This window comes from Vallitalea maricola (assembly GCF_036985595.1).
In the GTDB taxonomy this organism is placed as follows: domain Bacteria; phylum Bacillota; class Clostridia; order Lachnospirales; family Vallitaleaceae; genus Vallitalea; species Vallitalea maricola.
This window is the reverse complement of the sequence record NZ_BTPU01000076.1, coordinates 13,222-36,440: the sequence shown is the minus strand read 5'-3', so window position 1 is coordinate 36,440 and position 23,219 is coordinate 13,222. Positions and strand designations below refer to the sequence as shown.

The window sequence follows — 23,219 nt, the reverse complement described above, 5'->3', positions numbered from 1 at the left end:
CTTATCATTTTATAATTTTCTTTACTAGGCTAATACGATGGCTGTCCCACTGACTTAGGTACTAGATATGTAAGGCTTACCCAAAAGAACACACTTCCCGAACAGATGGAAATAATTGAGTTCTTTAAGATTATTGTAATCACATGCTAAATTGAGTTTTCTCTAATTGAAATTCTCTACAATTATACTCCCAACTATATTCTATCTCTTTAAAACCTAATTTGCTTAATAACTTGATTGAGTTAATATTTTCAGCATGAGTTTCAGCATAGACATTATCATTATTTCTCTTAAAATATTCTATTAATAATAGAGTACAAGCTTCGCTACAATAACCTCTTCCCCAATGTATATCCAATATCCTATAACCAAGTTCAATACGATTATTATCTTTTCTTACAAGAAATATTAGTTCTACTGGTACTTTTGTCTTACGTAGTTCTATTAAATAAACATTGAGTAAATCATTGTTATATCTAGAATTCCAATTATTAATTTGCTCAATACAAAAATGCATAGTTCTCTCATCAGTTGATCTAAACTTATTAACAACCTTATTATTATCTAGTTCATATAAAAAATCTCTATCAATTAATTTAAATGTTCTTAGATTTAATCTTTCTGTTGTAATAATAATTATTCCCCCTTTGAGAAATTAACCTAATTAATTCTTATAGATACTTCTCCCCAATATAGGTTATCCATTTCTCTTGTAACTAATTTTTTGTTAATCCAAAAACTTCTAAATACATAGTTGGTGATTGAATAAACTCTTTCAACTTATCATACCCAAACTCTGTAACAATAAATTCTACAATGGTATATGAATATTGATAACCATCTCTATTGAAAAAAGTTTCAAAATCATCACCAGTATCTAAATCTTTAAATCTAGGAATATTATTATTTTCCAATCCATTTTTCATCGTCTTTATAATCCATTCTGGATTATTATCTTTAGCTTCATAAGAGGCAATCCCTTCATTTAACCATCTAGGTATATTATTATTTATTTTATTTACAATTATATGAACGAACTCATGAACCGCAGTATTTACCACACCATGGAAGTCTGTACCATATGGTGGATTTAATGGTGACGCAATTAAAATTTTACCAACTCCAATTCCACCTCTAACCCATTTAGGTGCATTAGGAAATCCTAAAGCATTAAGTAGTTCAGTATGTTCTGAATAAATCTCAACAACTAATTTTTCTTCAAGCTTTTGATTAAATCTATTAGTAATTCTATCATAGCTATCTCCAAGCATATATGAAACTTTTTCAATACAACTCTTATCTGTTTCAGCATAGTAAATTATAAATTGTTTAGTTTCTTTACTCAGATTTAATTTGTAATTACCTTTTATATTCCCTAAAATTAACCATTCTTGCTATCATAGCATCATTCCCTCTATTTATACCACATCAAAGTGAGATGGGAATATTTTATTCGTATCCGACGGCTTTGAACTGAACCATTTATTTTCCACAATATTTTTTAGAAATTTGGTAAGAATATATCATTAAAACAATGCCATCTACTATAATGATTGTAAGCATTATAATAGTAGATTTTAAACTACCGATAATTGCGGATTCTAAGATTATAAATAATCCTGATATAATTAGAGAGATTCCTCCAAATCGATTGCTTTTAGCCCAAGTTATATCACTTTTCATACTCCAAACAGTCCTTACACCTACAATACTGTTTCGCCTACTTTTAGGCATAATATTTCCAATGACAATTAATAATACACCCACAACTATATTTGTTACTGTATTTATATCTATTGCCATATTTGCCATATTATTTTTTGTTTCAATGAACGAAGAATACATCATTGTGTAATGCATAATACTAAATAGAATTGCCATACCAATAGCTGTATAATATATCACATTTTCATTTTGTTGAGCTTCTTTAATTGTTTTTTCGTCCTGATTTGATGCTTGTTTTTTTCTAAAATAATTCATAATAAATTTCCAAAACAATGTCATGACAATAATAATAACTGGAAATATTAAATTTTCATATTTAGAACCCCATCGGTCAATATTGCCTACAGCATCGTAGTGCATAGGAATTTTATCGTCCATAAAAGGTATAATTGCGCAAGTTACAATAGTAGGCAGTAAAGTTATTATCCATAATAATTTATTTTTCATTATTTTCCCCTCCAAATTGATTTATCCAAATAATTAGCTCATCAAAAACACTTGTATTCAATTCATAATAGATATAATTCTTTAGTTTATATTCCATTATCAAATCAGCATTTTTAAGAAGTTTTAAATGATATGAAAGAGCAGCAGGTGTAATATTAAATTTATCTGCTATTTCTCCTGCTGTAAGTTTGCCCTCTTTCAAGCATACAAGAATGTTTCGCCTTAAGGGATCTGACAGCACTTTAAAAGTATCAGCCAAGCCCATTCAACCACCACCTATTTAAAATTTTATTTAAATAGATTATAACATGTCAAAACAAAAAATCAATAGCTATTTAAAAACATTTTTAAATAGCTATTGATTTTTTTATAATTTAACTTTGTATTTACATGTTCTGAACTTACCCTCAATCCAAAATGTTGCTTCATTCGTGATGAACCTTAATAAGAAGCTTTTAGGATCCTCTACACCTTTTTTAAAGAAATTCCTATCACAATATTTATCAACCTCTTTTTTAATATTCATATCTTCAATTATTTCAACATTTCCTATAAGTGTAACACTATCTCCTCCAAGATGATAACATCCACTTGCTTTTGTGTTGTTTTGAAAATGCGTTGCTTTACCATTTATATGGGACCTCTTTGAAGTGAAAAAGTAAACTTCTGAAAAACCTTTTGCTTCAATCTTGTTAATTGTACATATACGAGGATAACCTTTTTCATTTACAGAAGCGAGAGTTACAACATCACATTTTTCTAATAGTTCTGCTGCTTTTCCCTCTAGTTCTTTAATTCTCTCTTTTTGAATCTCATAAGCTGTTTTCTCCATATCATTCTCCCTTTCTTTATATAGATAAAAAAAATTGTGATTATAGATGTTGTTAGATAACGTTCCGTGTTCACGACGTTTCTCAACCTTAGAAGGATGTATGAAATAACTACTTTGATTTAATACATATTACTTAAATTCTATGAGTTTACATATAAGATAATTTCCTCTATGTTTTTCTTTTTAGTGAAATCTACAGGAACAGTATATGAAGCTAACATTCCTCTTTCATCAGGCATTAATGTTTTTTTCATTTTCAGCTTCCATTTTAATATTTTCATTAGAAGTTTATCACCTAAGTTAAGTTTTTTGTAATCGAACCCACCTCTCAAATAAAAAAATTGTAGTTGTTTCTGTTGTTCTTTCGTGAAACTCTTATTTTTAACTTTTTCTATATCATCTTTTCTAGGAGGAGTTGCACCTGATGCAAAAACAACTATTCTTTTGTCTTTTAATCTATTTAAGTTTTTGGTAATTAGTTTTATTCCATTTATACCGACTGTATACAATCCACCACCATAAATTATGGTGTCATAAGATTCAAGTTCTTTAATAGTAACTTTAGAATATTCCAATAGATCTGCTTCTAACTCTTCTGCAATCCATGTGGCATATTTTTTAACAAAGCCTGATTTAGACTTAAATACTACTATAGTTTTCATATTCTCAACCTCCCAGTTTATATATATATAAAACACACTGTATCTCTGCGTCAAAAGAAGTATAAAAGTTTGCCTAACTGCTTTCGCCCCCATATTTCAAGTTATAATTACTATAGCTTCAATTATAAATTATTTGCTTAATATGATTCAATACCAATCCAACAAATTTCTTGGTTGCTTCTTATCCTATTCAAGAGTTGAGTATTACAAAATTATCTGTTGCCTAACAGTTCTTCAATGGTCTTTCCTTGATACTTATCGCCATAAAATGTCTTACTTACTTGAATCTCTCCTATTATGTGGATATTAAACTCATTTAATTCCTCCGCTGGAACCCACATCTCTTGATGTATATTTCCTCCAACCACTTCTACCTTAAATTTACTAACATAGCTATCATCAATCTCAAACTTCAATACTATACCAATGAAGTCTGATATTGCATCCTTAGTGTTCCAGTTTGAAGCAATCTCAATAGCATATTCTTCATTCAATACTGGATAAAAGATTGGTTGGTGAAACAACCTTGGAGGAAACTGAGTGTAACCAGAATCCTTAATCAAAATAAATTCCTTTAAACCAACTGGTCGATATAAATACATTTGAATTTCTCCTCTTCATCAAATAATATTTCTAATTGCTATATATATATTAATTACGGAAGCTATTAAACCTCTAGTACTAACTCAAAATTTGTTCAATTGAACTCTTAAATTCATCAGAAATATAAATATTATAGAAGTATTCAACTTCTTCCCCTTCATACTTTTCTGATTTAGGTCTTCCCTCGAAAATTGAAGAGAGATAATCCGACATTTTCAAATACTTTTGATAAGATTCATCGTCAACATCTTCTAGAGATTCTGGTGTAATCATTCTGATATTAGACATTTGTGAGGCATATCTAATCTTCATAGTAGTATTACAGATTCCCCTTATCATATCTTGATGTTCTTTCAATGAGACTTCATCAATATCCCCTCTATCATACATACATTGATAACGTTTTAACTCCCCATTTAGCAAATTCATAACCATGTACGTTGCTTGTACATCTCGCTCCAATTGATTTTGCTCCAATTTCAATTTTTGATTGTAAGCCCATATGGCAACTGTTGAAGTAACAACCAATAATATGATACCTATCAAAATTGTAATCCTACACTTATCTATCTTAAATGATGTCAATTTATATGTTCCTCCTTATTCCATTAGTGTAACCAGATGTCTTGTAAAACTATTAGTTATAGATACTTCTCCCCAAGATAGGTTATCCATTTTTCTTGTAACTGATTTTCTGTTAATCCAAAAACTTCTAAATACATAGTTGGTGATTGAATAAACTCCTTCAACTTATCATACCCAAACTCTGTAACAATAAATTCTACAATGGTATATGAATATTGATAACCATTTCTATTGAAAAAAGTTTCAAAATCATCACCGGTATCTAAATCTCTAAATCTAGGAATATTATTATTTTCCAATCCATTTTTAATTGTCTTTATAATCCATTCTGGGTTTTTATCTTTAGCTTCATAAGAAGCAATACCTTCATTTAGCCATCTAGGTATATTATTATTTATTTTATTTTGTAAAATTATAATGTAAGTAGTTGATAAACTAAAGTCCCAAAACTAATTACAGCTATAAGTATATTTATTGGAACAACCAATTCTCCATACATTGCTATTGGAAGTTTCAAAAACATCATCTTAACAAACGCTCCAAATATACCTATAAACATAAAGTAAATTGACATTACAATTCCTAATATTTCTCCAAAGTAGTCTTCTAGAACAGCAAATAAAATTATGGCTACTATAACCGAACCACAAAAATAAATTAGCCTTGGCAAGGCAAGCCTTTCATACTCATTATATATCAACTCTTCATATTCCATTGAATTAATCATTCTTTCAACTTTCCTATAATGCAAATTGAAATCTAGTATATCTAGAATGATAATTAATACTGTAGATCCAATAAGGTAGATAATTTCAAGCAACGTATTGTGATGTCCAAATAATAACAAAACAATAAAGGCTACGAATACCACTAGAAAAAGAATTCCATAGATATACCACTGAATTTCCTTTCTTTTCAATTTGCTATCAATTTCATAGTTTTCCTTATCTCCAAAAATATATATTATCAGTCTTCTTCTAGCTTTATCCTCAAACAAATTATAGTGAGAACATAAAGCATAATACTCACCATATATTTGTGTAGATAGAAATAAACTTAAAAGAATCAATTGAGTTACATAAAGCAACAAAATTACTAAATCCCTCCAAATTATATATATGTCTTCTAACATCTTGCTACCTCATTCCTGAACTACCCTAAAAATCTATTTCCTCCATCTGTTCTCTTATAATAGAATAATCTAGATGTATTTTCAGTACTCAATAGAATCATTATATCACATTTGAGTAAACATCACCTATTATACATTATTTTTTTCTATAATTTCTTTTAAAAAGATATGAAGCTTATCATTCTTATTGTGAACTTTTGTAAAACATCCATACCCTCTACAACTAATTAACAAATTATTAATCGTTTTTTCTGAACTATGCATTAGTCTAATCCAATGAATATTATATTTACTAATAATATCTATATGATGATACCTAGCAATACAATTAATTTCTAAAATATCTAATTTAAAGCTGAGATTATAATCTAAATTTTTATACTTTTGAAAAGCCATTAGGAATGAATTTTTTCTCTTTGCAGTAAAACTAATACTATTTTCTTCTACTATAAGTTTTCCTTCAGAATTCATAACTAAAGGAATATTATACTGATTTATAGTCATTTGTGGAAAATCTTTAGGCAATCTTCTTTTAATTTCATTGGCAGTTACCCCATCTGGAGCAATTGTTGAAAACTGCTGTAAATGTTTAATACTACTGACCCATACTGTTAAATTCATAATTATTCCTCTCAACACCCCTCCATAGAAATAGCTTATTGATACAATCTATCAAATACTATACCCAACATAAAATATGAATTGTTAATAGCCAACCAATATGTAAAAGAAGCTTTTATATTAGTAATCGACTACCTTTCGTCCTATTCTGAATAAAATAGGTAGTATAGCTAGCATAATGCCACCAACTATTACTGTAGAGACCAAAACTTCAGTCAATGATATAAGGTTACTTTTTACTGCAAAAGATATTAATAGACTATAGCACGGTACATTAAGTAATATTCCAGTTATTACCCCAGGAGCATACTGCCTTAATACTATTGTAGCAATTAAATGCGGAAAAATTGCGTTCAGTATCATTGATCCAACAAAACCAAAATACACATATCTAATTATTCCATTATTAGCATAAAGCATATATAAAAATGAAAATAAATATGCCAAGAGTGTTACACATATCAATGCAAAATAGAATTCATTTTTACCTACTGGTTTATGATACCGCTTCACTTTTTGAGACCAACTTGGTAACCATAAGGCCTCTTCAATATTATGTAATGTAATTGTTAACGGGAAAATCCAAATTATGCTTGATAAATTATCCAAAGCACTTCACCTCACTAGTATGATAAGTCTAAATAGAAACAATTTCGTTTCATCCTTAATACATTGTAATGCTTTATCTATATTGAAATGTTGCTTTATATTATATTTAATCTAACGTTTAGTAATCTAGCTTCTTAATAGTTCCAATCTTTTTGCTTTATCAAATGCAACTCTCAAAAATTCTTCTACTGTTAGATTCTCGTAATCCCATTTCATAGGCTCTAATGCTGTTGCACCAGTATAAGATGTTGCTACAATATTCTTCATAGTGATATCCCAATCAATATCGCCATCAAAAGGTAAACCATGCTGACCATTACTTCCATTGTTATCATGTAAATGTAGTGCCATTAGTCTTGTTCCATATTTAGATAGTAAATCAACATCTGGATAGTAGCGGTAATGATGTCCACTGTCATAACAAAATCCAATACGTTGAGAATCAACTTGTTCTAATATATAAGCTAAACTTGGAAGATTATGTAGATTCTCTAATGCAACATTTACACCATGATGCTCTGCTAGTTCTGCAATCATCTTCATACGGTCTAATCCTAATGGATTATATAAATTATCTTCACTAGGTAAGTGTAGAACCATTGTTGGGATGTCAAAATCTGCACAATCTTTAACACATTGGCGGTAACATTTACCTTGAGATTCACCTTCTAGATTATCAAGCCAAAGCTTATTTGCGTTTTGAACATGCGCATGGATATTTTCAATGAAAAGTCCAATTTCGCGTGCAATTTTCGGTCCATTGCGATAATCATCCTTACCAAAAATATCACGCCCAAACTCATTACTCCACCACATCATAATTCCATCAAATCCAGCTTCTTTAATTAACCTATACCGTTCTTTAATGGGCATATATCTTTCAAACCAATCCCATATTGTTATCATGTAAGTCATCCCTTCAATATCAACTAATAACCTTTTATATCCTACAAAATCACTAATATATAATCTTATAACTAATATGCTTATATGAATAATAAACTTATTTAAGTTAGCTGTAACTTATATGCGAACGGAAATATATTGTTAAGTGATGTTAGATACGGTAATTGCCAGTATATCAAATACTTCAAATCACTCTATAAAAAATATACTTTTTTTGTTTAGTTCTAACTCATTAGAGATGATATTAATAATTAGTTCCTCTATTGCCGAAATACTACCAAAGATACAAAGTATAAAAGTTAGTACATTTAATTGAATGAGCACAAGTAACAAAGGTGATAAGAATAATAAAAATCCAGTAACCTTATTAGCGTATGTGTGAAGTATCCCAAAAGTTCTATACTTTATAAACACTATTATCATTGAAATTACTCTTATTACTATTATAACGCTAATCCAAATATATGATTTTAATGGTAATTGTATTATAGGATATAGTTTGTATATTACTATAAATACCATTAATAAATCTGCTATTGAGTCTAGTTTCTCACCAATTATACTTGTTGTACCAGTTTTCCTGGCAACATACCCATCAAGCATATCACTTATTCCACATACTGTATATATAATAAAAAATTTTGCACTTAGAGGTTCTATGATCAATAATAGTAAGACAAGGATAATTCTTGTAATTGTTATGTAGTTTGCTAAATTTATCATAAAAACATCCTTTTAATATACTTCATTAATAACTAGTATCCAATTTCACTCAACGATCCGTATTACGTCTCTTCACTGCAAGTACCGCCTACAGAGTCCTTCTTCGTAGGCGGTACTTGCAGTGCATGTGCAGTAGTGTACATATTACTTAATATTTATACTTGCTCCCGTAGTCGATGTTTTCATTATACCATAAATTAGTAACCGGAAATATTTTGTTAGGTGATGGATAATACGTAAACCGCTGTAGCCACCATTATAAATAATACCTAAGAGCTAATCCATAGCTATATAAATCTATTTTGTTCATACATTAATACATCTTTCTGGTAATAATTTGCAAAACAACAATTTTGAACGGATAAATGTTTACAACACTTATGTCATGTCTTTATATCATTTAGACGTACATTGAAATCTTTTCATTATGCATCTTAATTTGTAAACTCCAGAATAATCCTTAATATGTAATCCTCAATAAAATTCCTAAAAACAGGCTGAATAAAATACTGTACATAACCATCTCTAATTGAAATTTTACAATTATATTCTTCTTGATATACTGTTTTTTAAAGTATACAAATCCTTCTATGTTATCAATAAACGGTGATACAGCAGAAATATGGGTATAAATAAACATTAGACTGCAAAAAAAGGTTACTTGTAATACAAATGATAATTCTAACAGACTGTCCAATATTGGCAAAAGAACAATTGACATCAGAAATCCTCTTAAAATTTGAGCTGGTAAAAAACACTTTGAAACATACATACTCTCTTCTTTATTTGACATATCTCTTAAGAAATCACAATGTCTGCTTTTGTTTTCATAAATCTCTTTGCTTACCTTTAGTGCTATAACTCCTGCAAATGTATAAGCTACCACATGACTAAAAATAAATAGTAAACTAAATTTAATGTATTCCACTATATTTCCTCCTTTTGATAAATATCATCATCCTTTTTATAATACCTAGAAAAAATCTCTTCTAATTATATGTTAGTTATAATAAATTTAATTATATGTATCAACTATTATTTTGTTAATTATTTGCCAATTTACAAGAAACTGTAATTAAATTACCTTCTCTTCGCTAATAATTAAATGCTATTCAAATAGTGTTCCTGAAGTGCTATGCTTACTACCATCATCTTCAGTAAATTCAGCGTAAAATCTCATTTCACGATTTGCACTTTTATAAAACCTAATCAATACCTGAGTGGCAACATCATCATATAATTTTATTCCTAGATTATCGGCCATGTATTTTTGCTTTTTTAAAACATCAATGCAGTCCTTTTTCATTGATGTGACAAGTTCATCATAGTTCTTCTTTGAAAACTCAGAAAGTACGGAAATATTTACATACATGTCTTTTTTGACATAGTCTTGCCAATATGGGCAGTTTATTACAAACTCGAAAAAATCATTAATATTGTCAGCTATTCTACCTACCTGTCCTTCACTTCCCCAAAAACCTACGGAACCATCCTCTAAAAGAATATATTCGCCACCACCACCTTCTTTGGCGAACGTTTTTCCATTAATATTATATTCTAAGTATCCATCTTCATCTTCAGTTTTTTGAAAATCATCTAAAATTTCAACATCACAAAATCTTTCAAGACACTCTGATAACTTCTTATTTGCCTTTAAAATACTTAACATATGTTCCAACCTTTCAGTTCGTATTATATAATCATTATAATACACCAAATTTATTATTTTTTATTTAGTGACCTAAAAGTAAACACTCCGAAATGAATGAGTCAATTTTATCTAACGTCCCATATTTCCCACGTCCCAGTGCCTTAGAAGGAGTCCCTTTTATTGAAAGAGTTTATCATACTCTTTTGCTGATTTTTTAGTCAAACTGTCATCGTAGATAGGTGCTTCAACGTACTTTCCAGTAACTCCACTTAGATAACCTTCTTGTAATTCCATTGCCATGAATGCAGGAAAATTATCTCCTTTTTTTGTAGTTATTCCAAATTCTTTTGCTTCCTTAAATCTAAATTTAGGATAGTAGGTCGGATGTCCAAAAAACAGGATTGCTCCATATCCCAATTCTTTAGCTCGTTTAATAGAGTATTTCATTAATGCACTTCCAATACCTTTTTTCTGATATTTGGGTAATACACTTAGTGGTCCAAAATTAAGCACCTTTTTCTTAGTTCCATCAGATTGTAGAATATATGAACCTTTGCTGTATATGATATGACCAACAATTTCGTCTTTTAATTCTGCTACAAAAGTTAACTCCCTAATCCCTTCATTTTCTCTCATCATATGTACCATGTAATGTTCTGTAGCACCAACACCTATTTTTTTATTCGATCTTCACTCCAAAAAGCTACTCTTGTTAGTAATTCTACTTCTAGCCAATCTTTTTTTTCTTCAAGCCTAATATTTATGTTTTCCACTCTTTATTCCACCTTCCTACTCCTAATATTCTACTATTATCAGTTATCTCAAAAGATTAATTAGTATTTTTTATAACGTTAGTTGAAGATGTGTGGCATCCTTCCCATTATCAACCCATGTCGTCAACTAGGAAGGAATAGACGGAAGCTTAAGAAAACCTACATCTAGAGCCTATTCTATCTTCTGATACTCTAATCTACCAACAAGGTCCAGTTAGAAATCCACATCAAAAACTCGATATTTACGCTCGTCTAGTTGCTCACTATAAAAAACTGCGCAAGCATCATCAAAGGATGGCTCTAGCCTCTTATAAGTGTCTATCTCAATATCAATATATCTATACTTACCAAACTTATTCAGAATCCAATATGCTGACCAAACCGATGAATGAGGTATAAAACTATCATCTTCATAGAAAATCTCAATTAACTCAACTCCCTCATCAATCTCTCGATAGACTACATATGAGAGTCCATACTTAATTAGTGATTTAGAGCCAAGTCGGAGTGCGAAAACCAAATAGTTATCCATCATTACACAATCTCGAACATCAACTGAAGCTTCTGCATTCATAAGTCTACTAAATGATAATTCTTCAATTGAATCAAAAAAATCCTGTCTATTTACTTCAACAATTGGTTCAATTGACAACATAGCAAAACCTCTCTTCCACTGCATCTTAAACTAATCTATTCTTTCCTCTAACGGTTCTTATTTCCGACGTTCACTCTTGACCTCATAAATATCCCTAAAAAGAGTGAATATGGGTAGCAAGCGGAAATATTTTGTTATAGGATGCTACTCAAAAATTACAAATTTATACTCAATATTATTAAAAATCTTATTTACCATATATCATAATTATAATATAATTTACTCATAATAATATAACGAGGTGATTAAATGCCCAAAATACTTCCTATATCTGACCTAAGAAATAACTTTAACACAATATCTGAACGTGTCATAAAGATGCCGAACCTGTTTATATTACTAAAAACGGCAAAGGTGACTTAGTTGTAAATGAGCTTAGCTTATTTTGAACAACTTCAAGCCAAACTAGAACTTTATGAAAAACTTGCAGTTGCTGAAGCAGAACGTGCTAATAGAGCACCAAAAGTAAGTCACAGTATTTTTATGGAAGAGTTGAGGAATGAATATAATGTCTAAACCATATAAAATAATTTACTACCCTACTGCTATGGATGATGTTAGGAATATCTTAAACTATATTTCCATTGATAATCCACCTGCAGCATATCAATTAATTGATAAAATTGATCATGCTGTTCAATCCTTAGCAGATTTTCCTTCTAAAGGTACTATTCCAAAAGACCTGCAACTTAAGACAAAACAATATAGAATGCTAATTATTGAATCATATATTCTTTTTTACATACCAAATCATACTTTATCTGAAATTGAAATTATGAGATTTTATCAAGCAAGCAGAATTATAAAAGTCTTCTTTGACACTCATTAGGAATACCCTAGTGAGAAGTTTCCTATAATGGTCCCGTATTTCCAACGTCCCAGCGCCTTTTAAGGAATCCGCTCATGCTCTGATTAAGGGCTAATGCGATGACTGTCGCGACGCGCTTAGGTGGTGGGATGTGTGAAGGCTTACCCTAGAGAAACACCCTTCCCGAACGAATGGAAATACATTGTTATATACTGGTGACAGCGGAAACTGCCCATAACCAAAAATATAAAGCAATTATATTATATTTTTCCAGTCTCTTTTATTATATAAAACTCTAATAACACTAACTAATAAGTCTTTATCTAAACATATATAAAAAATTATATAATTACCAACTATAATCCTTCTGATACCTTTTAAAAAAAAAGTTATGGAAATATACTCTGATATTTCCATTATGTCTTTGATTGCTTTCTCAGTAATTATAACTCTATAATTATCCATCTCTAAATTCCTTTTCTAATTCTTCTAAAAGCATCTTCTACTGATAAAACTCTATTGTTTTTAGTATCCTCAATTCCTTCATTTAACAACTTTTTCAATTCAAATTTGCCGACTAAACGCTCATAAGTTTCTATACTTAAAACAGCTAAATCCCCTTTGCCATTTTTAGTTATATATACTGGTTCTGAATTATCATGACAAAAACTTGATATCTCATTATACTTATTTCTTAGATCAGAACTTGGTCTTATTGTTGGCATTATATGCACCTCCTATAATATCATATGCATATTCTATCATAATTACGATATCTATTCAACAATAGTGCAGCCAATAAAATAGTTCTTTTTTTAATTAGCTATCACTTTCATATAACGTCTCGTGTTTGCAACGTTCCTGAACTGGACCCTCAGAGCCTTGCTTCGTAGGCAGTGCTCGCACCCAGTGAAGAGATGTGCGCCAGTATGCCTCAACGGTTAAATTACCATCTCAATTTACGTAGTAGTTATATTCGTTATACCACAATTGAGCGAGCGGAAATATATTGTTATCAGACGCATAGTACGGAAACAGCCATTAACAATCAATTATATCCAATTATTCAAATTTGCATACTTAATTCACCTATAAACCATATCTCACCTTGATAATTATAATCGTCATCACATATTATTTCTTTATAACCTTTTATTTCTAAATCACCAACCGTACTGATACTCCATCTATCAAGAAATCTGCTGCTTGTATCTTCATTACTGATTGGAAGCCATTTCTGATATTTATCGTTTCTATCAAAAAATGAGTTAAAATACTCATTATCGTTAAACACAATGATTTGAGAATCCCATAAATATGGTATACTAATTGCCGCAACTACTTTTGAATTTCTCATGCTATGAGGTTTTATATTTATTAGATATTTAGTTCTTTCAATAATTGTTTTAATGCAACCAGTTCTTACATAAGAAGGAGTTTTAGGGCTATTCAACAATAAATCAGAACATGGCATATGCAGATGCCAATATAGTTGATTCTCCAGATCCGGAAAATCATTAGTATTACTTACTAATCTTTCTAAAAGCTTATTGTATTTTCTCCTTGCCCCTCTGATTTTTTTCTTTCTTAAGCTATACATTTTGATTAAGTTCACCTCCCAACTATGTTTATAAACTATCTAGTCAAAGAAAGAAATACATTTCTATTCTTAAAACCTCAGTTATGAAAAATTACACTAGTAACATCTGTCTTATAACGTACCGTGTTTCCGATGTCCCTGAACCGGACCCTCGTAGCCCTTATTCGCAGGCGGTGCTCGCACCCGGTGAAGGGATGTGCGTAGCGTACGGAAACATTTTGTTATGTGAAGTAATCATGACCCCTATCAACAATTATATCTTCAGATTACCATATATATGTTTTGTCAATTACAATTGATCCTACCTTGCCTTCACGCCCAAATACTTGCATAAAGTACCCACCACCTAATTCATAGATACGTTCATCAGCATCCTGTTGAAGTAGTATAATAGAATCTGAACCAAAAAAATCATCATAATACTGAGAAAAGTCCTCAAAATCGTCCCCAACCTTGTAACCTGACATTAATGGATACTCTTCTGTAGACACTATAATCCCCGTAACAATTCTACTAGTAGCACTGCAAATGAAATTGACACCTATTTCTACATTGTCTTGAGTAACAATTGAAAATAATTTATCAGGATAATTATTAGCATAATTTTCCCTATATCTATTTTCAAACAAGCTAACTGCTTCATTCACTGTCATTCCAACACTAAAGTCTTGAAATTGCTCTATCTCTTCAAACACTAACGATTCATGATCATAACTAATAACCATCTCTTCTTTCACATATCCAACTATCGACCCATTTAAACAAACACAGCACCATTCTGTAAAATTTCCTTTATCGGAAGGAGTATCTCTATCACAAGCAACATATAATAAATCTCCTGTTACAATTTTTGAATCTGTATAATAATTATCATATGTAAGACCACCATAAAATTCTACGTATGGAGCATCCTCTGATGGAAGAATTCTTAATGGTTCAACTAACTGTACTTCGACCTTAACGCCATTATCAACGTGTCCATTATATAAAACCCGTGTACTAAATTCCTTATAAAAATCCAAGAATTTTAGTTGACCTTCATTAGGTATTAACTCAAGTTCTTTAGTCGATCCATTTAAAATATAAATTTCATTTTCTTTACTTTCAAGCTCCTCTTTCTTCTCAGAGATTAATTCTTCAATCTTCATATCATACTCTTCATTTAATACTGATATCTCATCCTCAAGTTCATCTATCTTTGATTCTAAAACCTCAACATAATTATGCTCTTCTTCATCATAACGACATGATGTAAGCGCAAAAATTATAAGAGCTAGTATGCAAACCTTTCGTCTCATATATTATACCTCCACCTAATTATATATACTTTAGTCTATCAGAATGATTATTCACATAACGTTCCGTATTTCCGACGTCTCTGAACTGGACCCTCAGCGCCCTTCTTCGTATGCGGTGCTTGCACCCAGTGAAGAGATGTGCGGTAGTGTGCATATTACTTAATATTTATACTTGCTCCCGTAGTCGATGTCTTCATTATGCCATAAATTAGCGAACGGAAATATATTGTTATGTGACGTCATTCATGACCCCATTTCGTATACACTAAATCTCAATGTACAGTTCATCTTCCTCGTAGTCTTCAAAATCTGTCGGACTATAAAAAGCAAATCGTCCATTAATAACGTTATCAAATCCAGTTCCAATCCCTAAGACACTACATCTTATGTTAACTTGTCCATTCACATTAGTCACAGCTCTAGCAATACCGATTACAGTTGCAACTCTTCTTCCTGTAAGATGATTATAATGTGAAGAGCCTGAAACGCAATGCCACGGATTGAACTGAAATTCTAACTTTATACCTTTAGCTTGTCGATACCCAATACGGTTCTGATTCTTACCTCTATGTTCTTTAGAGAGATGGCGAAAATAAAATGCTCCTTGCAAAAACAAAATAGCTCCCGGCTTAACCACGGACATAATTTGCGGCTTTGTCCATAAATCGTTGAGAATAAGTACCTCTCTAGAGTCAATAATCATCTTCAATATTTCCTTGAAAAAGAAACTTATATATGTACCTCCCATAAAGTCTAACCAGTACAAGCTATCTGCTGCAACTTGCTTACTTATTTCATTTGCAAGTAGCATTCCGTTCTTGTCTACATAACCCTGTCTATATAACGAAAGAAAATACTTGTTCCCGTCAACCATATCAATGCCAAGGTTTTCAGCAAGTTCATATATTCTAGTTACATTGAAGTAGTCCCAACACATAGACATAGCCTCATACCATTCTTTGGGTTCCATTGACTTTAATACTACGTCCTTGTCGAGTTCTCGCACCTTACTATTCCACTCTTTTTTGAGTTCAACTATTTTATTACTTGTTAGATTTATACTTAGATCATGCTTTGTATGAGCATCATCATGATGCTTTTGGCATAATACAACAAGATTTTCTATATCATCACTTCTTGACTCTTCCCACGGTATGATATGATGTATCACTATTGGCCTAGACTTATCCCTACACACACAACATGTGTATCTAGAATCAAACAACAACTTATTAACCGTATTGAAAGGTATCGGTGCCCGTGATTCCTTATGTATTCTGATAGCAACTTCATTAATTATTCCTAAATTACTAAGTTCTGCAATTGGCGTACATTTCAGTTTATTTAAAGTGTAGCCCTTTTGATATAAATCAATCGCCAACTTTGAATCCAACCCTCTAGCAATTAGTGCTTTTATTGTTCTGTTCGATCCAATTGATTTCATAAAATCCTCTCCTTTACTCGAAACCGAATGAATGATGTCACATAACGTCCCGTGAGTTGACGTGTTCCATCCGTCCTTGTTAACGGTCATGTCGTCAACTCGCTGTTAGACGAAGGTATTAGCGGAAGCATACGAATCACTTCAGTTTCTCCTTCATTCTATCTATATTGCTCATAAGAGTACCAGTAGAAACCTCATGACTTGTACCCTTACATATGCATTCAAATATTGAATCGTGAAAACATAATACATAATGTGTATAACCATCAAAGTGCTCATCCTTATGATGAGGGTGTATTCTATTCTGGATCTTATACTTCTCAATCCAACTTGAATTATCTATCTTATAAAAACCATATGGCCTTAAGCCCTTCACATAAAGTGCTTGACCAAAAATTGCCTCATCATTAGGTGGACCTGATGAAACCGCTAGACAAGATGAAAACTCTAGAATTGCTACTTGATCTACAATCTCGCCATCAACTGAACTCATCTTGCATACAATATTCAAGAACTGTGGTATGCTCATCTGCAAGGATAATAGGTATGGGAGCACCTGCAGATGCTTGTGGAAAATTGTTAATCTCTATAACTATATCTCCAGTATTACTCAACTTCATAACATCCCTCCTTAACTAGCTAATACTTTTGTCTAACGTTTCGTATTTCCGACGTCTCTGAACTGGACCTCAGAGCCCTGCTTCGTAGGCGGTGCTTGCACCCAGTGAAGAGATGTGCGTAGCAAACGAAAATATATTGTTAGATGAAGTATTTTCTTTACTGATTAAGGTTATAATCAGTAAACCAACATTTTCTTCTCAATCAATTACCATAGACCTCAAGACATCTTCCCTTCCATCATTCGTGAAATAATACTCCATCAACTGCTTTAGGTATTCATTTAATTTAATTTCCTGAATATCATTTTTAACAAATTTACCAAATTTCTTACTAAAACCATGAGGTGAAATTTGTAATACAAAATGATTTCCTTCTGAGTATCCAGAATACCCACTTAATACTACTCTAAGTCCTAAAATTTCTGAATTAATAAAAATTATTGGTACTTCATCATATATTCTTTTTTCTAAACCTTTCAATACTAGACCACCAAATACTTTTTGAGAAATAATAGCTCCCACTTCCACTATTGATAGGCTCGATTGAAATGTAGTTGTACCTTTAATAAATGGAATACTCATTACATCACTCCTATTTAACTAAATTACATCCATTGGTTGAACCTTATTCAAATATTCTACCTCGGTCTAAATACTAAACCTGAATGGTTTACTATCTTCTATCATATCCATCAAAACTATTCTTAAAAGTAATCTACAAGCTATCTGTAATCATATCATATTTATTACTATTCTACATGTTCAAAAAGAGCCTCTAAAAATTCAGGGAATGATCTTGCTATTACTGAAAACTTCCATACCTCATGATCCAAAAAAAGAACAGGTATTTTCTTAACTTTACGCAAATCTAAACATATTTGATTGTCTCAAGCATCACGAGCTATAGAAATTACTTTCTTTGGATACTCATCATCTGTAAAATGATAATGTTCTTGTATACTATGAAAGTTATTGATACTTTCTATTCTACCATTTGCCATAAATGCATCATTCCGTATAACATATGCACCATTATTCTCTATAATAAACTGCACATAGTCCTCGGGGAATTTAACATTCAAGATTTTTTCTAGTTCTCTTACCTTATCAATTTCAATAGTTTCACCATTAAACAATTCTATGTTCACATTTTTACCTCCTTTAAATCTATAACTTTTCATACTTTAAAGATTTGAATATAGAAAGAAAAATAAATATATTATCTAACGTTTCGTACTCCCGACGTCTCTGAACCGGACCCTCAGAGTCTTTCTTCGTAGGCGGTGGTTGCGCCCGGTGAAGGGATGTGCGTAGCGAACGGGAGTATTTTGTTAAGTGACGTTCTTTCCGGTAGCATTACGTACAATTATATCTTTCAATTCGCTCACCCCGATAGCATTCTTATATCTGTGAATCACTGCATGACAGTTTGGACATACAGGACGCAAATCATTAATTGGGTCTACTGTGTAAACACTATCAATCTCATGTAATGGTTTAATATGATGTACATGAATAAAATCTCTTGCAATCTCTCCGTATACATTCTCAAGAACAATTCCACATGCAGAACAGCTAAGACCATAATATTCAATACACTTATCTCTTGCAACTTTGTTTCGCTCATATGCATTAACAATAATTTGCTTTCTTGCACCTTCAATTAATTTATAATGTAGTTCTTCTTCATCTGTCAAAGAACCATAAGGCCTATCATTCATATCAATTATCCCCTGAGAAACATACTTTGGATTAATTCTGACGGCTTCGTTTGCTTTTTCATCTCTCCATGCAAGATTCTTTCGCCCAGTGTCATTACAAACTTCTGTAAACCACTCTCTACTAGTCATATCCTTAAAAATGAAATAATCTCTGCCACTCTGACCACCAAACATACTCATGAAAGAATACTTAAATGAAGAGGGTTTATACTTTTTAAACTCTCTTTTCTTCAACAGGATATATATATCTTCTATCCTAAAAATACTTTCAAAATCAATCATCTCATCTTCAACAATCTCTAAGAAAGATTTAAATAATCTATCTGCATTTGATGACAATGTTATCAAATCATAATTGAATATGTTCATATACTTAATACCTCCTATAAATATGCAAACTAACAATAACCTAGGATATCACTTAACGTTCTGGGTGTTTACGACGTTCACATTGACCCACAAAGCTTTTACCCAAGAGAAAGTGAATGTGTGCAGCGAACGTAAACACTCTGTTAGACGAAGCTATCCCCGTCAGCGTGTGTAACACTCAATTCAAAACACTAATATCTATAATCTGCCATTTTGAGTTATCATTTATCATATAAAATGTGAGTTCATCAATCGACTCCCCTTCTATATAACCTCCAGTTTTCATCATAAACACACCATCATTTTCTTTATATTGGCCAATGTACGAAAAAATAAATTCCTCAGGAAAGAACTGACTGTATCTATCAAGAATATTCCATGAAAAAGTCTCTATATGTTCAGTACTTATGTAAGACTCCACGGTAGATCTATCTCCCTTTTTATAACTACGCAACATATCAGAAATAATAAAACTTGAGTAGTCTTGCTTGTGCTCTGCACGTCTATTAAAGTAATCGTATCTCACTCTTGTAAATGGTAAGCTAAAATCAACTTCATATTCCTTATCATCCACCAAATCTACAATTGTTATACCTCCTGATAAGGAATCATTCCATTCCTTAGAATAAGTAAGCTGTATAGTGTTCTGATTACTACTTGCAGTAATACTTGTACCTGCAAGATATATTATTGAATCTGATAATGTGTCAATATATTGAAAATCAAGCTTACCCTCCAATAAATCTCTTACATCAACTGAAGTACCATATTCTCCATGTACTATGACTTCACAATTAATATCAAATTTAGGATTTGCCTTATCAACCTCATACGGAAAACTATAAAAATACCAGATATTCATAATAATTTGGTTAAACTCGCCTGGCAAACCCAGTTCTAAAAGGAAATCAGGATAATTGAAACCTCTATTTTCGTAGTTATACTTCTCAATATTATTAACAAAAACACCAAACTCATCGAATTCTATGTACTCACCTATATCATAGGACTCAACATATATTTGATGTTGATAGTAAAAGAACACTGTAAGTAGAAGCCATATTATTAATACGACTGTTAAAATCATAAACAGTTTCTTCTTTATACTCATTCCAAATAACTCCTTTCACTAGAAATACACTTCAGGATAATACTTTCTTTCAATCCAAGGGGATAGTTTTGTCTAACTACAATATTTCCGAATGTCGCTAATACCTCCAAATCAGATGTATTCCCGAAAGTCGTAAATACTTACTATCTCTTACTCTTCCCTTCACATAATATCATCCAACGGACTCTTAATACTCATAATATTCTTATTTGTAACATGTGTATATATTTCTGTAGTTTTTGAACTTGAATGACCTAATAATTCTTGTATATATCTAATATCCGTTCCACTTTCCAATAAATGAGTTGCGAAACTATGTCTAAGACTATGTACAGATACTTTTTTCATTACATATCCTTTTTCACATGCATTTTTAAATATTCTTTGTACTGTTCTTTCTGTTATATGCTTATCTTTATCAGCACCTTCAAGTAACCATTTATTTGGTCTATATTCCTTATAATACTTCCTTAATTGTAACAAAATACTTTCTGATAACATAACATATCTATCTTTGTTACCCTTACCTTGCTCTATCTTAATCAACATTCTTTGACTATCTATATCATTTATTTTTAATTTTACTACTTCACCAACTCTTAATCCTGAAGAATACATTAATGCTAATAAAGTTTTATGTTTATCTATTTTGTAATGATGCCAAAATACTTTTTACTTCTTTTTTACTTAATACATTTGGCAATTTTCTTTCTTTTTTGGGTCTTTCAACATATACTGTTAACTTTAATTTATGTAATACATGTTCATTTAGAAACTTTATACTGCTAATTGTTTGATTAACATAACTATGTGAACATTCTTTTTGCATTAGATAACTTAAATACATATTTACATCTGTCTCAGTAATTTCAATAATATCCATCTTAATATAACCAATAAACCGTTTAATATGACTTATATAACATTTTTTAGTCTTACTAGAATAACCTTGTATAGTTAACTCTTAAGTATATTATCGTTACTATTTGTTATCAAATATCATCATCCTTTTAATAATATCTAGAAAGAATCTCCCCTAATTATGCCTTAGTTATAATAACTCTAATTTTAATTATATGTATTAACTAATATTTTGTCAATTATTTGCCAATTCAATAGAAAATTGTAATAATTTATTCTCTACCCTCTTCATACATTAAATACTAGCTTTCATATATCATTACTAAGTAGCATCCCAATAACTAAATTATCTTAACTAAATCACTTTAAAATGCTTCAATAATAGAATACCATCATATATTCCTTCTCTATACATATCACAAAACATTACGCTATTCAAAAAATTATTAAGACTTAAATAATTATCTATGACTGATCTATCCTTTTCATCTAATCTATCAAACAAATCTTTGAGTTCATGGTCATATTCCTCCATCAAGTTCTTTTGTTCTACTATCTCTTTATTATTTTCAATACTTAGCTTTAATTTTTCATCAACTACATCATGAAGTAAATTATTAATTGCTTTAGAATATAAATCTATCATTTCTTCCATATCACCTTTCTATACTTTATTTTTTTATTATTGTAACTACTTGAAATTATTCTATCGGAATATACGATAAATGTCAATATAGGAATCTCCGATATTGTAAAATAACTCTGAGGTGATAAGAATGATTTTTCCAAGAGTAAGACAATTAAGAGAAGATTTAGATTTAAAACAAAAGGATATTGCAAGTATAATAGGCATTAAGCAAAATACATATTCAGATTATGAAACTGGCAAACTAAATATCCCAATTGAGACTTTTATAAAATTAGCTGATTACTACAATACTAGTATTGATTTTCTAGTTGGTAGAACTGATAAAAAGTGAAATAGCGATAAAAAAGACCTTATATCAGGTCTTTTTTATCATCTAATAGATTTCTTAGTTCCATCCCCCTCATTTCAAAGGACAAGTAATTTCTATATCATTACCCTCACTATCAGTAAACTCCAAAACCTTATTTTCCCCTATAACTGTTATTGGAAAAACTATATCACAATCCAATTCCTCAAGCTTTTCTAAAATCAAATCAATATCATTTACTTCCAAGCTTGGCAAACAATTATTCCCCCATCTTTTAGGTTCATTCATTTTTTCATTAGCAAATAATCCATATCTAAAACCATTAATATCAAAAACACTATATATATCACTTCTTTCAGTAACTTTCTGACCTAATAAGCTCTCATAAAAATTAATCGCTCTTTCCATATCCTTAACACATACATATAGCGATTTTAGTTCAAATGTTATATTCATTTTTGTTTTCCTCCATTACTATTAATAATGTATATTATACCACTTAATACT

The 23,219-nt window shown here is 30.7% G+C and carries 36 protein-coding genes; 3 read left to right on the top strand and 33 right to left on the bottom strand.

What is annotated here, in order from left to right; all coding sequences use genetic code 11:
• Window positions 1-139: 139 nt before the first annotated feature.
• The 18 genes from AACQ14_RS19465 to AACQ14_RS19380 all read right to left on the bottom strand — a co-directional run bounded on the left by AACQ14_RS19465 (window position 140) and on the right by AACQ14_RS19380 (window position 11,924).
• On the bottom strand, window positions 140-631 hold the full coding sequence (locus tag AACQ14_RS19465) for a GNAT family N-acetyltransferase (protein WP_339365329.1): 492 nt from the start codon (window positions 629-631) through the stop codon (window positions 140-142).
• Between the two features lie 85 nt (window positions 632-716).
• Window positions 717-1,271, bottom strand: coding sequence for a peptidase MA family metallohydrolase (locus tag AACQ14_RS19460; RefSeq protein ID WP_339365252.1), 555 nt, complete (start codon window positions 1,269-1,271; stop codon window positions 717-719).
• A gap of 211 nt (window positions 1,272-1,482) precedes the next feature.
• A complete protein-coding gene (locus tag AACQ14_RS19455) occupies window positions 1,483-2,172 on the bottom strand; it encodes an SdpI family protein (RefSeq protein ID WP_339365251.1) in 690 nt (229 codons plus the stop codon).
• Window positions 2,162-2,437, bottom strand: coding sequence for an autorepressor SdpR family transcription factor (locus tag AACQ14_RS19450; RefSeq protein ID WP_273324168.1), 276 nt, complete (start codon window positions 2,435-2,437; stop codon window positions 2,162-2,164). The genes AACQ14_RS19455 and AACQ14_RS19450 overlap by 11 nt, the downstream gene beginning before the upstream one ends.
• 102 nt (window positions 2,438-2,539) lie before the next feature.
• A complete protein-coding gene (locus tag AACQ14_RS19445; RefSeq protein WP_339365250.1) occupies window positions 2,540-3,004 on the bottom strand; it encodes a pyridoxamine 5'-phosphate oxidase family protein in 465 nt (154 codons plus the stop codon).
• A 140-nt stretch (window positions 3,005-3,144) separates the two neighbouring features.
• Entirely contained in the window at window positions 3,145-3,666 is a 522-nt protein-coding gene (locus AACQ14_RS19440) for a flavodoxin domain-containing protein (RefSeq protein WP_339365249.1), read from the bottom strand.
• Window positions 3,667-3,878: 212 nt separating this feature from the next.
• Window positions 3,879-4,268 (bottom strand): hypothetical protein, encoded by a 390-nt coding sequence (locus AACQ14_RS19435; RefSeq protein ID WP_339365248.1) that lies wholly within the window; start codon window positions 4,266-4,268, stop codon window positions 3,879-3,881.
• 79 nt (window positions 4,269-4,347) lie between these two features.
• On the bottom strand, window positions 4,348-4,854 hold the full coding sequence (locus tag AACQ14_RS19430) for a hypothetical protein (protein WP_339365247.1): 507 nt from the start codon (window positions 4,852-4,854) through the stop codon (window positions 4,348-4,350).
• 56 nt (window positions 4,855-4,910) lie between these two features.
• Complete coding sequence (locus AACQ14_RS19425; RefSeq protein ID WP_423248002.1) at window positions 4,911-5,252, bottom strand: peptidase MA family metallohydrolase; 342 nt, start codon at window positions 5,250-5,252, stop codon at window positions 4,911-4,913.
• 14 nt (window positions 5,253-5,266) lie between these two features.
• Window positions 5,267-5,986, bottom strand: a complete 720-nt coding sequence (locus AACQ14_RS19420) for a hypothetical protein (RefSeq protein WP_339365245.1) — start codon at window positions 5,984-5,986, stop codon at window positions 5,267-5,269.
• Window positions 5,987-6,115: 129 nt separating this feature from the next.
• Complete coding sequence (locus AACQ14_RS19415) at window positions 6,116-6,607, bottom strand: hypothetical protein (RefSeq protein WP_339365244.1); 492 nt, start codon at window positions 6,605-6,607, stop codon at window positions 6,116-6,118.
• Window positions 6,608-6,727: 120 nt separating this feature from the next.
• Window positions 6,728-7,216, bottom strand: a complete 489-nt coding sequence (locus AACQ14_RS19410) for an HXXEE domain-containing protein (protein WP_339365243.1) — start codon at window positions 7,214-7,216, stop codon at window positions 6,728-6,730.
• Between the two features lie 126 nt (window positions 7,217-7,342).
• Complete coding sequence (locus AACQ14_RS19405) at window positions 7,343-8,122, bottom strand: sugar phosphate isomerase/epimerase family protein (protein ID WP_339365242.1); 780 nt, start codon at window positions 8,120-8,122, stop codon at window positions 7,343-7,345.
• Window positions 8,123-8,311: 189 nt separating this feature from the next.
• Entirely contained in the window at window positions 8,312-8,845 is a 534-nt protein-coding gene (locus AACQ14_RS19400; protein WP_339365241.1) for a CDP-alcohol phosphatidyltransferase family protein, read from the bottom strand.
• Window positions 8,846-9,305: 460 nt separating this feature from the next.
• Window positions 9,306-9,773: a hypothetical protein gene (locus tag AACQ14_RS19395; protein WP_339365240.1), complete on the bottom strand. Its 468-nt coding sequence runs from the start codon at window positions 9,771-9,773 to the stop codon at window positions 9,306-9,308.
• 180 nt (window positions 9,774-9,953) lie between these two features.
• Window positions 9,954-10,514: a hypothetical protein gene (locus AACQ14_RS19390; protein WP_339365239.1), complete on the bottom strand. Its 561-nt coding sequence runs from the start codon at window positions 10,512-10,514 to the stop codon at window positions 9,954-9,956.
• Between the two features lie 159 nt (window positions 10,515-10,673).
• Window positions 10,674-11,144 (bottom strand): GNAT family N-acetyltransferase, encoded by a 471-nt coding sequence (locus AACQ14_RS19385; protein WP_339365238.1) that lies wholly within the window; start codon window positions 11,142-11,144, stop codon window positions 10,674-10,676.
• Window positions 11,145-11,483: 339 nt separating this feature from the next.
• Window positions 11,484-11,924, bottom strand: a complete 441-nt coding sequence (locus AACQ14_RS19380; RefSeq protein WP_339365237.1) for a hypothetical protein — start codon at window positions 11,922-11,924, stop codon at window positions 11,484-11,486.
• Window positions 11,925-12,293: 369 nt separating this feature from the next.
• Here AACQ14_RS19380 and AACQ14_RS19375 point away from each other — a divergent pair, with 369 nt between their 5' ends.
• Both AACQ14_RS19375 and AACQ14_RS19370 read left to right on the top strand, forming a co-directional pair.
• Window positions 12,294-12,440, top strand: a complete 147-nt coding sequence (locus tag AACQ14_RS19375; RefSeq protein ID WP_339365236.1) for a hypothetical protein — start codon at window positions 12,294-12,296, stop codon at window positions 12,438-12,440.
• The gene (locus tag AACQ14_RS19370) at window positions 12,433-12,753 is read left to right on the top strand and encodes a type II toxin-antitoxin system RelE/ParE family toxin (RefSeq protein WP_339365235.1); all 321 of its coding nucleotides are present in this window, start codon (window positions 12,433-12,435) and stop codon (window positions 12,751-12,753) included. Before AACQ14_RS19375 ends, AACQ14_RS19370 begins: the two co-directional genes overlap by 8 nt.
• A gap of 234 nt (window positions 12,754-12,987) precedes the next feature.
• Here the strand turns inward: AACQ14_RS19370 and AACQ14_RS19365 are convergent, their stop codons facing one another.
• From AACQ14_RS19365 to AACQ14_RS19300, 14 genes are all read right to left on the bottom strand, one after another.
• The gene (locus AACQ14_RS19365; RefSeq protein ID WP_339365234.1) at window positions 12,988-13,197 is read right to left on the bottom strand and encodes a type II toxin-antitoxin system RelE/ParE family toxin; all 210 of its coding nucleotides are present in this window, start codon (window positions 13,195-13,197) and stop codon (window positions 12,988-12,990) included.
• Window positions 13,198-13,199: 2 nt separating this feature from the next.
• On the bottom strand, window positions 13,200-13,457 hold the full coding sequence (locus AACQ14_RS19360) for a type II toxin-antitoxin system Phd/YefM family antitoxin (RefSeq protein WP_339365233.1): 258 nt from the start codon (window positions 13,455-13,457) through the stop codon (window positions 13,200-13,202).
• 341 nt (window positions 13,458-13,798) lie between these two features.
• Window positions 13,799-14,332: a DUF3916 domain-containing protein gene (locus tag AACQ14_RS19355; protein ID WP_339365232.1), complete on the bottom strand. Its 534-nt coding sequence runs from the start codon at window positions 14,330-14,332 to the stop codon at window positions 13,799-13,801.
• A 266-nt stretch (window positions 14,333-14,598) separates the two neighbouring features.
• Complete coding sequence (locus AACQ14_RS19350) at window positions 14,599-15,630, bottom strand: hypothetical protein (RefSeq protein WP_339365231.1); 1,032 nt, start codon at window positions 15,628-15,630, stop codon at window positions 14,599-14,601.
• Window positions 15,631-15,895: 265 nt separating this feature from the next.
• Complete coding sequence (locus tag AACQ14_RS19345; RefSeq protein WP_339365230.1) at window positions 15,896-17,074, bottom strand: HNH endonuclease signature motif containing protein; 1,179 nt, start codon at window positions 17,072-17,074, stop codon at window positions 15,896-15,898.
• Between the two features lie 136 nt (window positions 17,075-17,210).
• On the bottom strand, window positions 17,211-17,567 hold the full coding sequence (locus AACQ14_RS19340) for a hypothetical protein (RefSeq protein ID WP_339365229.1): 357 nt from the start codon (window positions 17,565-17,567) through the stop codon (window positions 17,211-17,213).
• Window positions 17,554-17,694 carry a hypothetical protein gene (locus tag AACQ14_RS19335; RefSeq protein WP_339365228.1) on the bottom strand — a complete coding sequence of 47 codons (141 nt, stop codon included), beginning with the start codon at window positions 17,692-17,694 and terminating at the stop codon, window positions 17,554-17,556. Before AACQ14_RS19335 ends, AACQ14_RS19340 begins: the two co-directional genes overlap by 14 nt.
• A gap of 198 nt (window positions 17,695-17,892) precedes the next feature.
• On the bottom strand, window positions 17,893-18,276 hold the full coding sequence (locus tag AACQ14_RS19330; protein ID WP_339365227.1) for a hypothetical protein: 384 nt from the start codon (window positions 18,274-18,276) through the stop codon (window positions 17,893-17,895).
• Window positions 18,277-18,581: 305 nt separating this feature from the next.
• Window positions 18,582-18,842, bottom strand: a complete 261-nt coding sequence (locus AACQ14_RS19325) for an SMI1/KNR4 family protein (protein WP_339365226.1) — start codon at window positions 18,840-18,842, stop codon at window positions 18,582-18,584.
• 183 nt (window positions 18,843-19,025) lie between these two features.
• Window positions 19,026-19,784, bottom strand: a complete 759-nt coding sequence (locus tag AACQ14_RS19320; RefSeq protein WP_339365225.1) for an HNH endonuclease — start codon at window positions 19,782-19,784, stop codon at window positions 19,026-19,028.
• A gap of 178 nt (window positions 19,785-19,962) precedes the next feature.
• A complete protein-coding gene (locus AACQ14_RS19315; RefSeq protein ID WP_339365224.1) occupies window positions 19,963-20,895 on the bottom strand; it encodes a hypothetical protein in 933 nt (310 codons plus the stop codon).
• 162 nt (window positions 20,896-21,057) lie between these two features.
• A complete protein-coding gene (locus tag AACQ14_RS19310; protein ID WP_339365328.1) occupies window positions 21,058-21,543 on the bottom strand; it encodes a tyrosine-type recombinase/integrase in 486 nt (161 codons plus the stop codon).
• Entirely contained in the window at window positions 21,536-21,850 is a 315-nt protein-coding gene (locus AACQ14_RS19305; protein WP_339365327.1) for a phage integrase N-terminal SAM-like domain-containing protein, read from the bottom strand. The genes AACQ14_RS19310 and AACQ14_RS19305 overlap by 8 nt, the downstream gene beginning before the upstream one ends.
• Before the next feature lie 261 nt (window positions 21,851-22,111).
• Complete coding sequence (locus AACQ14_RS19300; protein WP_339365223.1) at window positions 22,112-22,402, bottom strand: hypothetical protein; 291 nt, start codon at window positions 22,400-22,402, stop codon at window positions 22,112-22,114.
• 130 nt (window positions 22,403-22,532) lie between these two features.
• On the opposite strand from AACQ14_RS19300, the gene AACQ14_RS19295 reads away from it, so the two are divergent.
• The gene (locus AACQ14_RS19295) at window positions 22,533-22,736 is read left to right on the top strand and encodes a helix-turn-helix domain-containing protein (protein WP_339365222.1); all 204 of its coding nucleotides are present in this window, start codon (window positions 22,533-22,535) and stop codon (window positions 22,734-22,736) included.
• A gap of 69 nt (window positions 22,737-22,805) precedes the next feature.
• Here AACQ14_RS19295 and AACQ14_RS19290 read toward each other — a convergent pair whose 3' ends face one another.
• Window positions 22,806-23,168: a VOC family protein gene (locus AACQ14_RS19290; protein ID WP_339365221.1), complete on the bottom strand. Its 363-nt coding sequence runs from the start codon at window positions 23,166-23,168 to the stop codon at window positions 22,806-22,808.
• Window positions 23,169-23,219 lie beyond the last annotated feature (51 nt).

Bases quoted from the DNA above. Each gene is read 5' to 3' on its own strand.
- AACQ14_RS19460 (WP_339365252.1), bottom strand. From the start codon at position 1,271: ATGCTTGGAGATAGCTATGATAGAATTACTAATAGATTTAATCAAAAG.
- AACQ14_RS19455 (WP_339365251.1), bottom strand. From the start codon at position 2,172: ATGAAAAATAAATTATTATGGATAATAACTTTACTGCCTACTATTGTA.
- AACQ14_RS19450 (WP_273324168.1), bottom strand. From the start codon at position 2,437: ATGGGCTTGGCTGATACTTTTAAAGTGCTGTCAGATCCCTTAAGGCGA.
- AACQ14_RS19445 (WP_339365250.1), bottom strand. From the start codon at position 3,004: ATGGAGAAAACAGCTTATGAGATTCAAAAAGAGAGAATTAAAGAACTA.
- AACQ14_RS19440 (WP_339365249.1), bottom strand. From the start codon at position 3,666: ATGAAAACTATAGTAGTATTTAAGTCTAAATCAGGCTTTGTTAAAAAA.
- AACQ14_RS19435 (WP_339365248.1), bottom strand. From the start codon at position 4,268: ATGTATTTATATCGACCAGTTGGTTTAAAGGAATTTATTTTGATTAAG.
- AACQ14_RS19420 (WP_339365245.1), bottom strand. From the start codon at position 5,986: ATGTTAGAAGACATATATATAATTTGGAGGGATTTAGTAATTTTGTTG.
- AACQ14_RS19415 (WP_339365244.1), bottom strand. From the start codon at position 6,607: ATGAATTTAACAGTATGGGTCAGTAGTATTAAACATTTACAGCAGTTT.
- AACQ14_RS19405 (WP_339365242.1), bottom strand. From the start codon at position 8,122: ATGATAACAATATGGGATTGGTTTGAAAGATATATGCCCATTAAAGAA.
- AACQ14_RS19400 (WP_339365241.1), bottom strand. From the start codon at position 8,845: ATGATAAATTTAGCAAACTACATAACAATTACAAGAATTATCCTTGTC.
- AACQ14_RS19390 (WP_339365239.1), bottom strand. From the start codon at position 10,514: ATGTTAAGTATTTTAAAGGCAAATAAGAAGTTATCAGAGTGTCTTGAA.
- AACQ14_RS19385 (WP_339365238.1), bottom strand. From the start codon at position 11,144: ATGGTACATATGATGAGAGAAAATGAAGGGATTAGGGAGTTAACTTTT.
- AACQ14_RS19380 (WP_339365237.1), bottom strand. From the start codon at position 11,924: ATGTTGTCAATTGAACCAATTGTTGAAGTAAATAGACAGGATTTTTTT.
- AACQ14_RS19375 (WP_339365236.1), top strand. From the start codon at position 12,294: ATGAGCTTAGCTTATTTTGAACAACTTCAAGCCAAACTAGAACTTTAT.
- AACQ14_RS19370 (WP_339365235.1), top strand. From the start codon at position 12,433: ATGTCTAAACCATATAAAATAATTTACTACCCTACTGCTATGGATGAT.
- AACQ14_RS19365 (WP_339365234.1), bottom strand. From the start codon at position 13,197: ATGGATAATTATAGAGTTATAATTACTGAGAAAGCAATCAAAGACATA.
- AACQ14_RS19360 (WP_339365233.1), bottom strand. From the start codon at position 13,457: ATGCCAACAATAAGACCAAGTTCTGATCTAAGAAATAAGTATAATGAG.
- AACQ14_RS19355 (WP_339365232.1), bottom strand. From the start codon at position 14,332: ATGTATAGCTTAAGAAAGAAAAAAATCAGAGGGGCAAGGAGAAAATAC.
- AACQ14_RS19350 (WP_339365231.1), bottom strand. From the start codon at position 15,630: ATGAGACGAAAGGTTTGCATACTAGCTCTTATAATTTTTGCGCTTACA.
- AACQ14_RS19345 (WP_339365230.1), bottom strand. From the start codon at position 17,074: ATGAAATCAATTGGATCGAACAGAACAATAAAAGCACTAATTGCTAGA.
- AACQ14_RS19340 (WP_339365229.1), bottom strand. From the start codon at position 17,567: ATGAGTTCAGTTGATGGCGAGATTGTAGATCAAGTAGCAATTCTAGAG.
- AACQ14_RS19335 (WP_339365228.1), bottom strand. From the start codon at position 17,694: ATGAAGTTGAGTAATACTGGAGATATAGTTATAGAGATTAACAATTTT.
- AACQ14_RS19330 (WP_339365227.1), bottom strand. From the start codon at position 18,276: ATGAGTATTCCATTTATTAAAGGTACAACTACATTTCAATCGAGCCTA.
- AACQ14_RS19320 (WP_339365225.1), bottom strand. From the start codon at position 19,784: ATGAACATATTCAATTATGATTTGATAACATTGTCATCAAATGCAGAT.
- AACQ14_RS19315 (WP_339365224.1), bottom strand. From the start codon at position 20,895: ATGAGTATAAAGAAGAAACTGTTTATGATTTTAACAGTCGTATTAATA.
- AACQ14_RS19300 (WP_339365223.1), bottom strand. From the start codon at position 22,402: ATGATAGATTTATATTCTAAAGCAATTAATAATTTACTTCATGATGTA.
- AACQ14_RS19295 (WP_339365222.1), top strand. From the start codon at position 22,533: ATGATTTTTCCAAGAGTAAGACAATTAAGAGAAGATTTAGATTTAAAA.
- AACQ14_RS19290 (WP_339365221.1), bottom strand. From the start codon at position 23,168: ATGAATATAACATTTGAACTAAAATCGCTATATGTATGTGTTAAGGAT.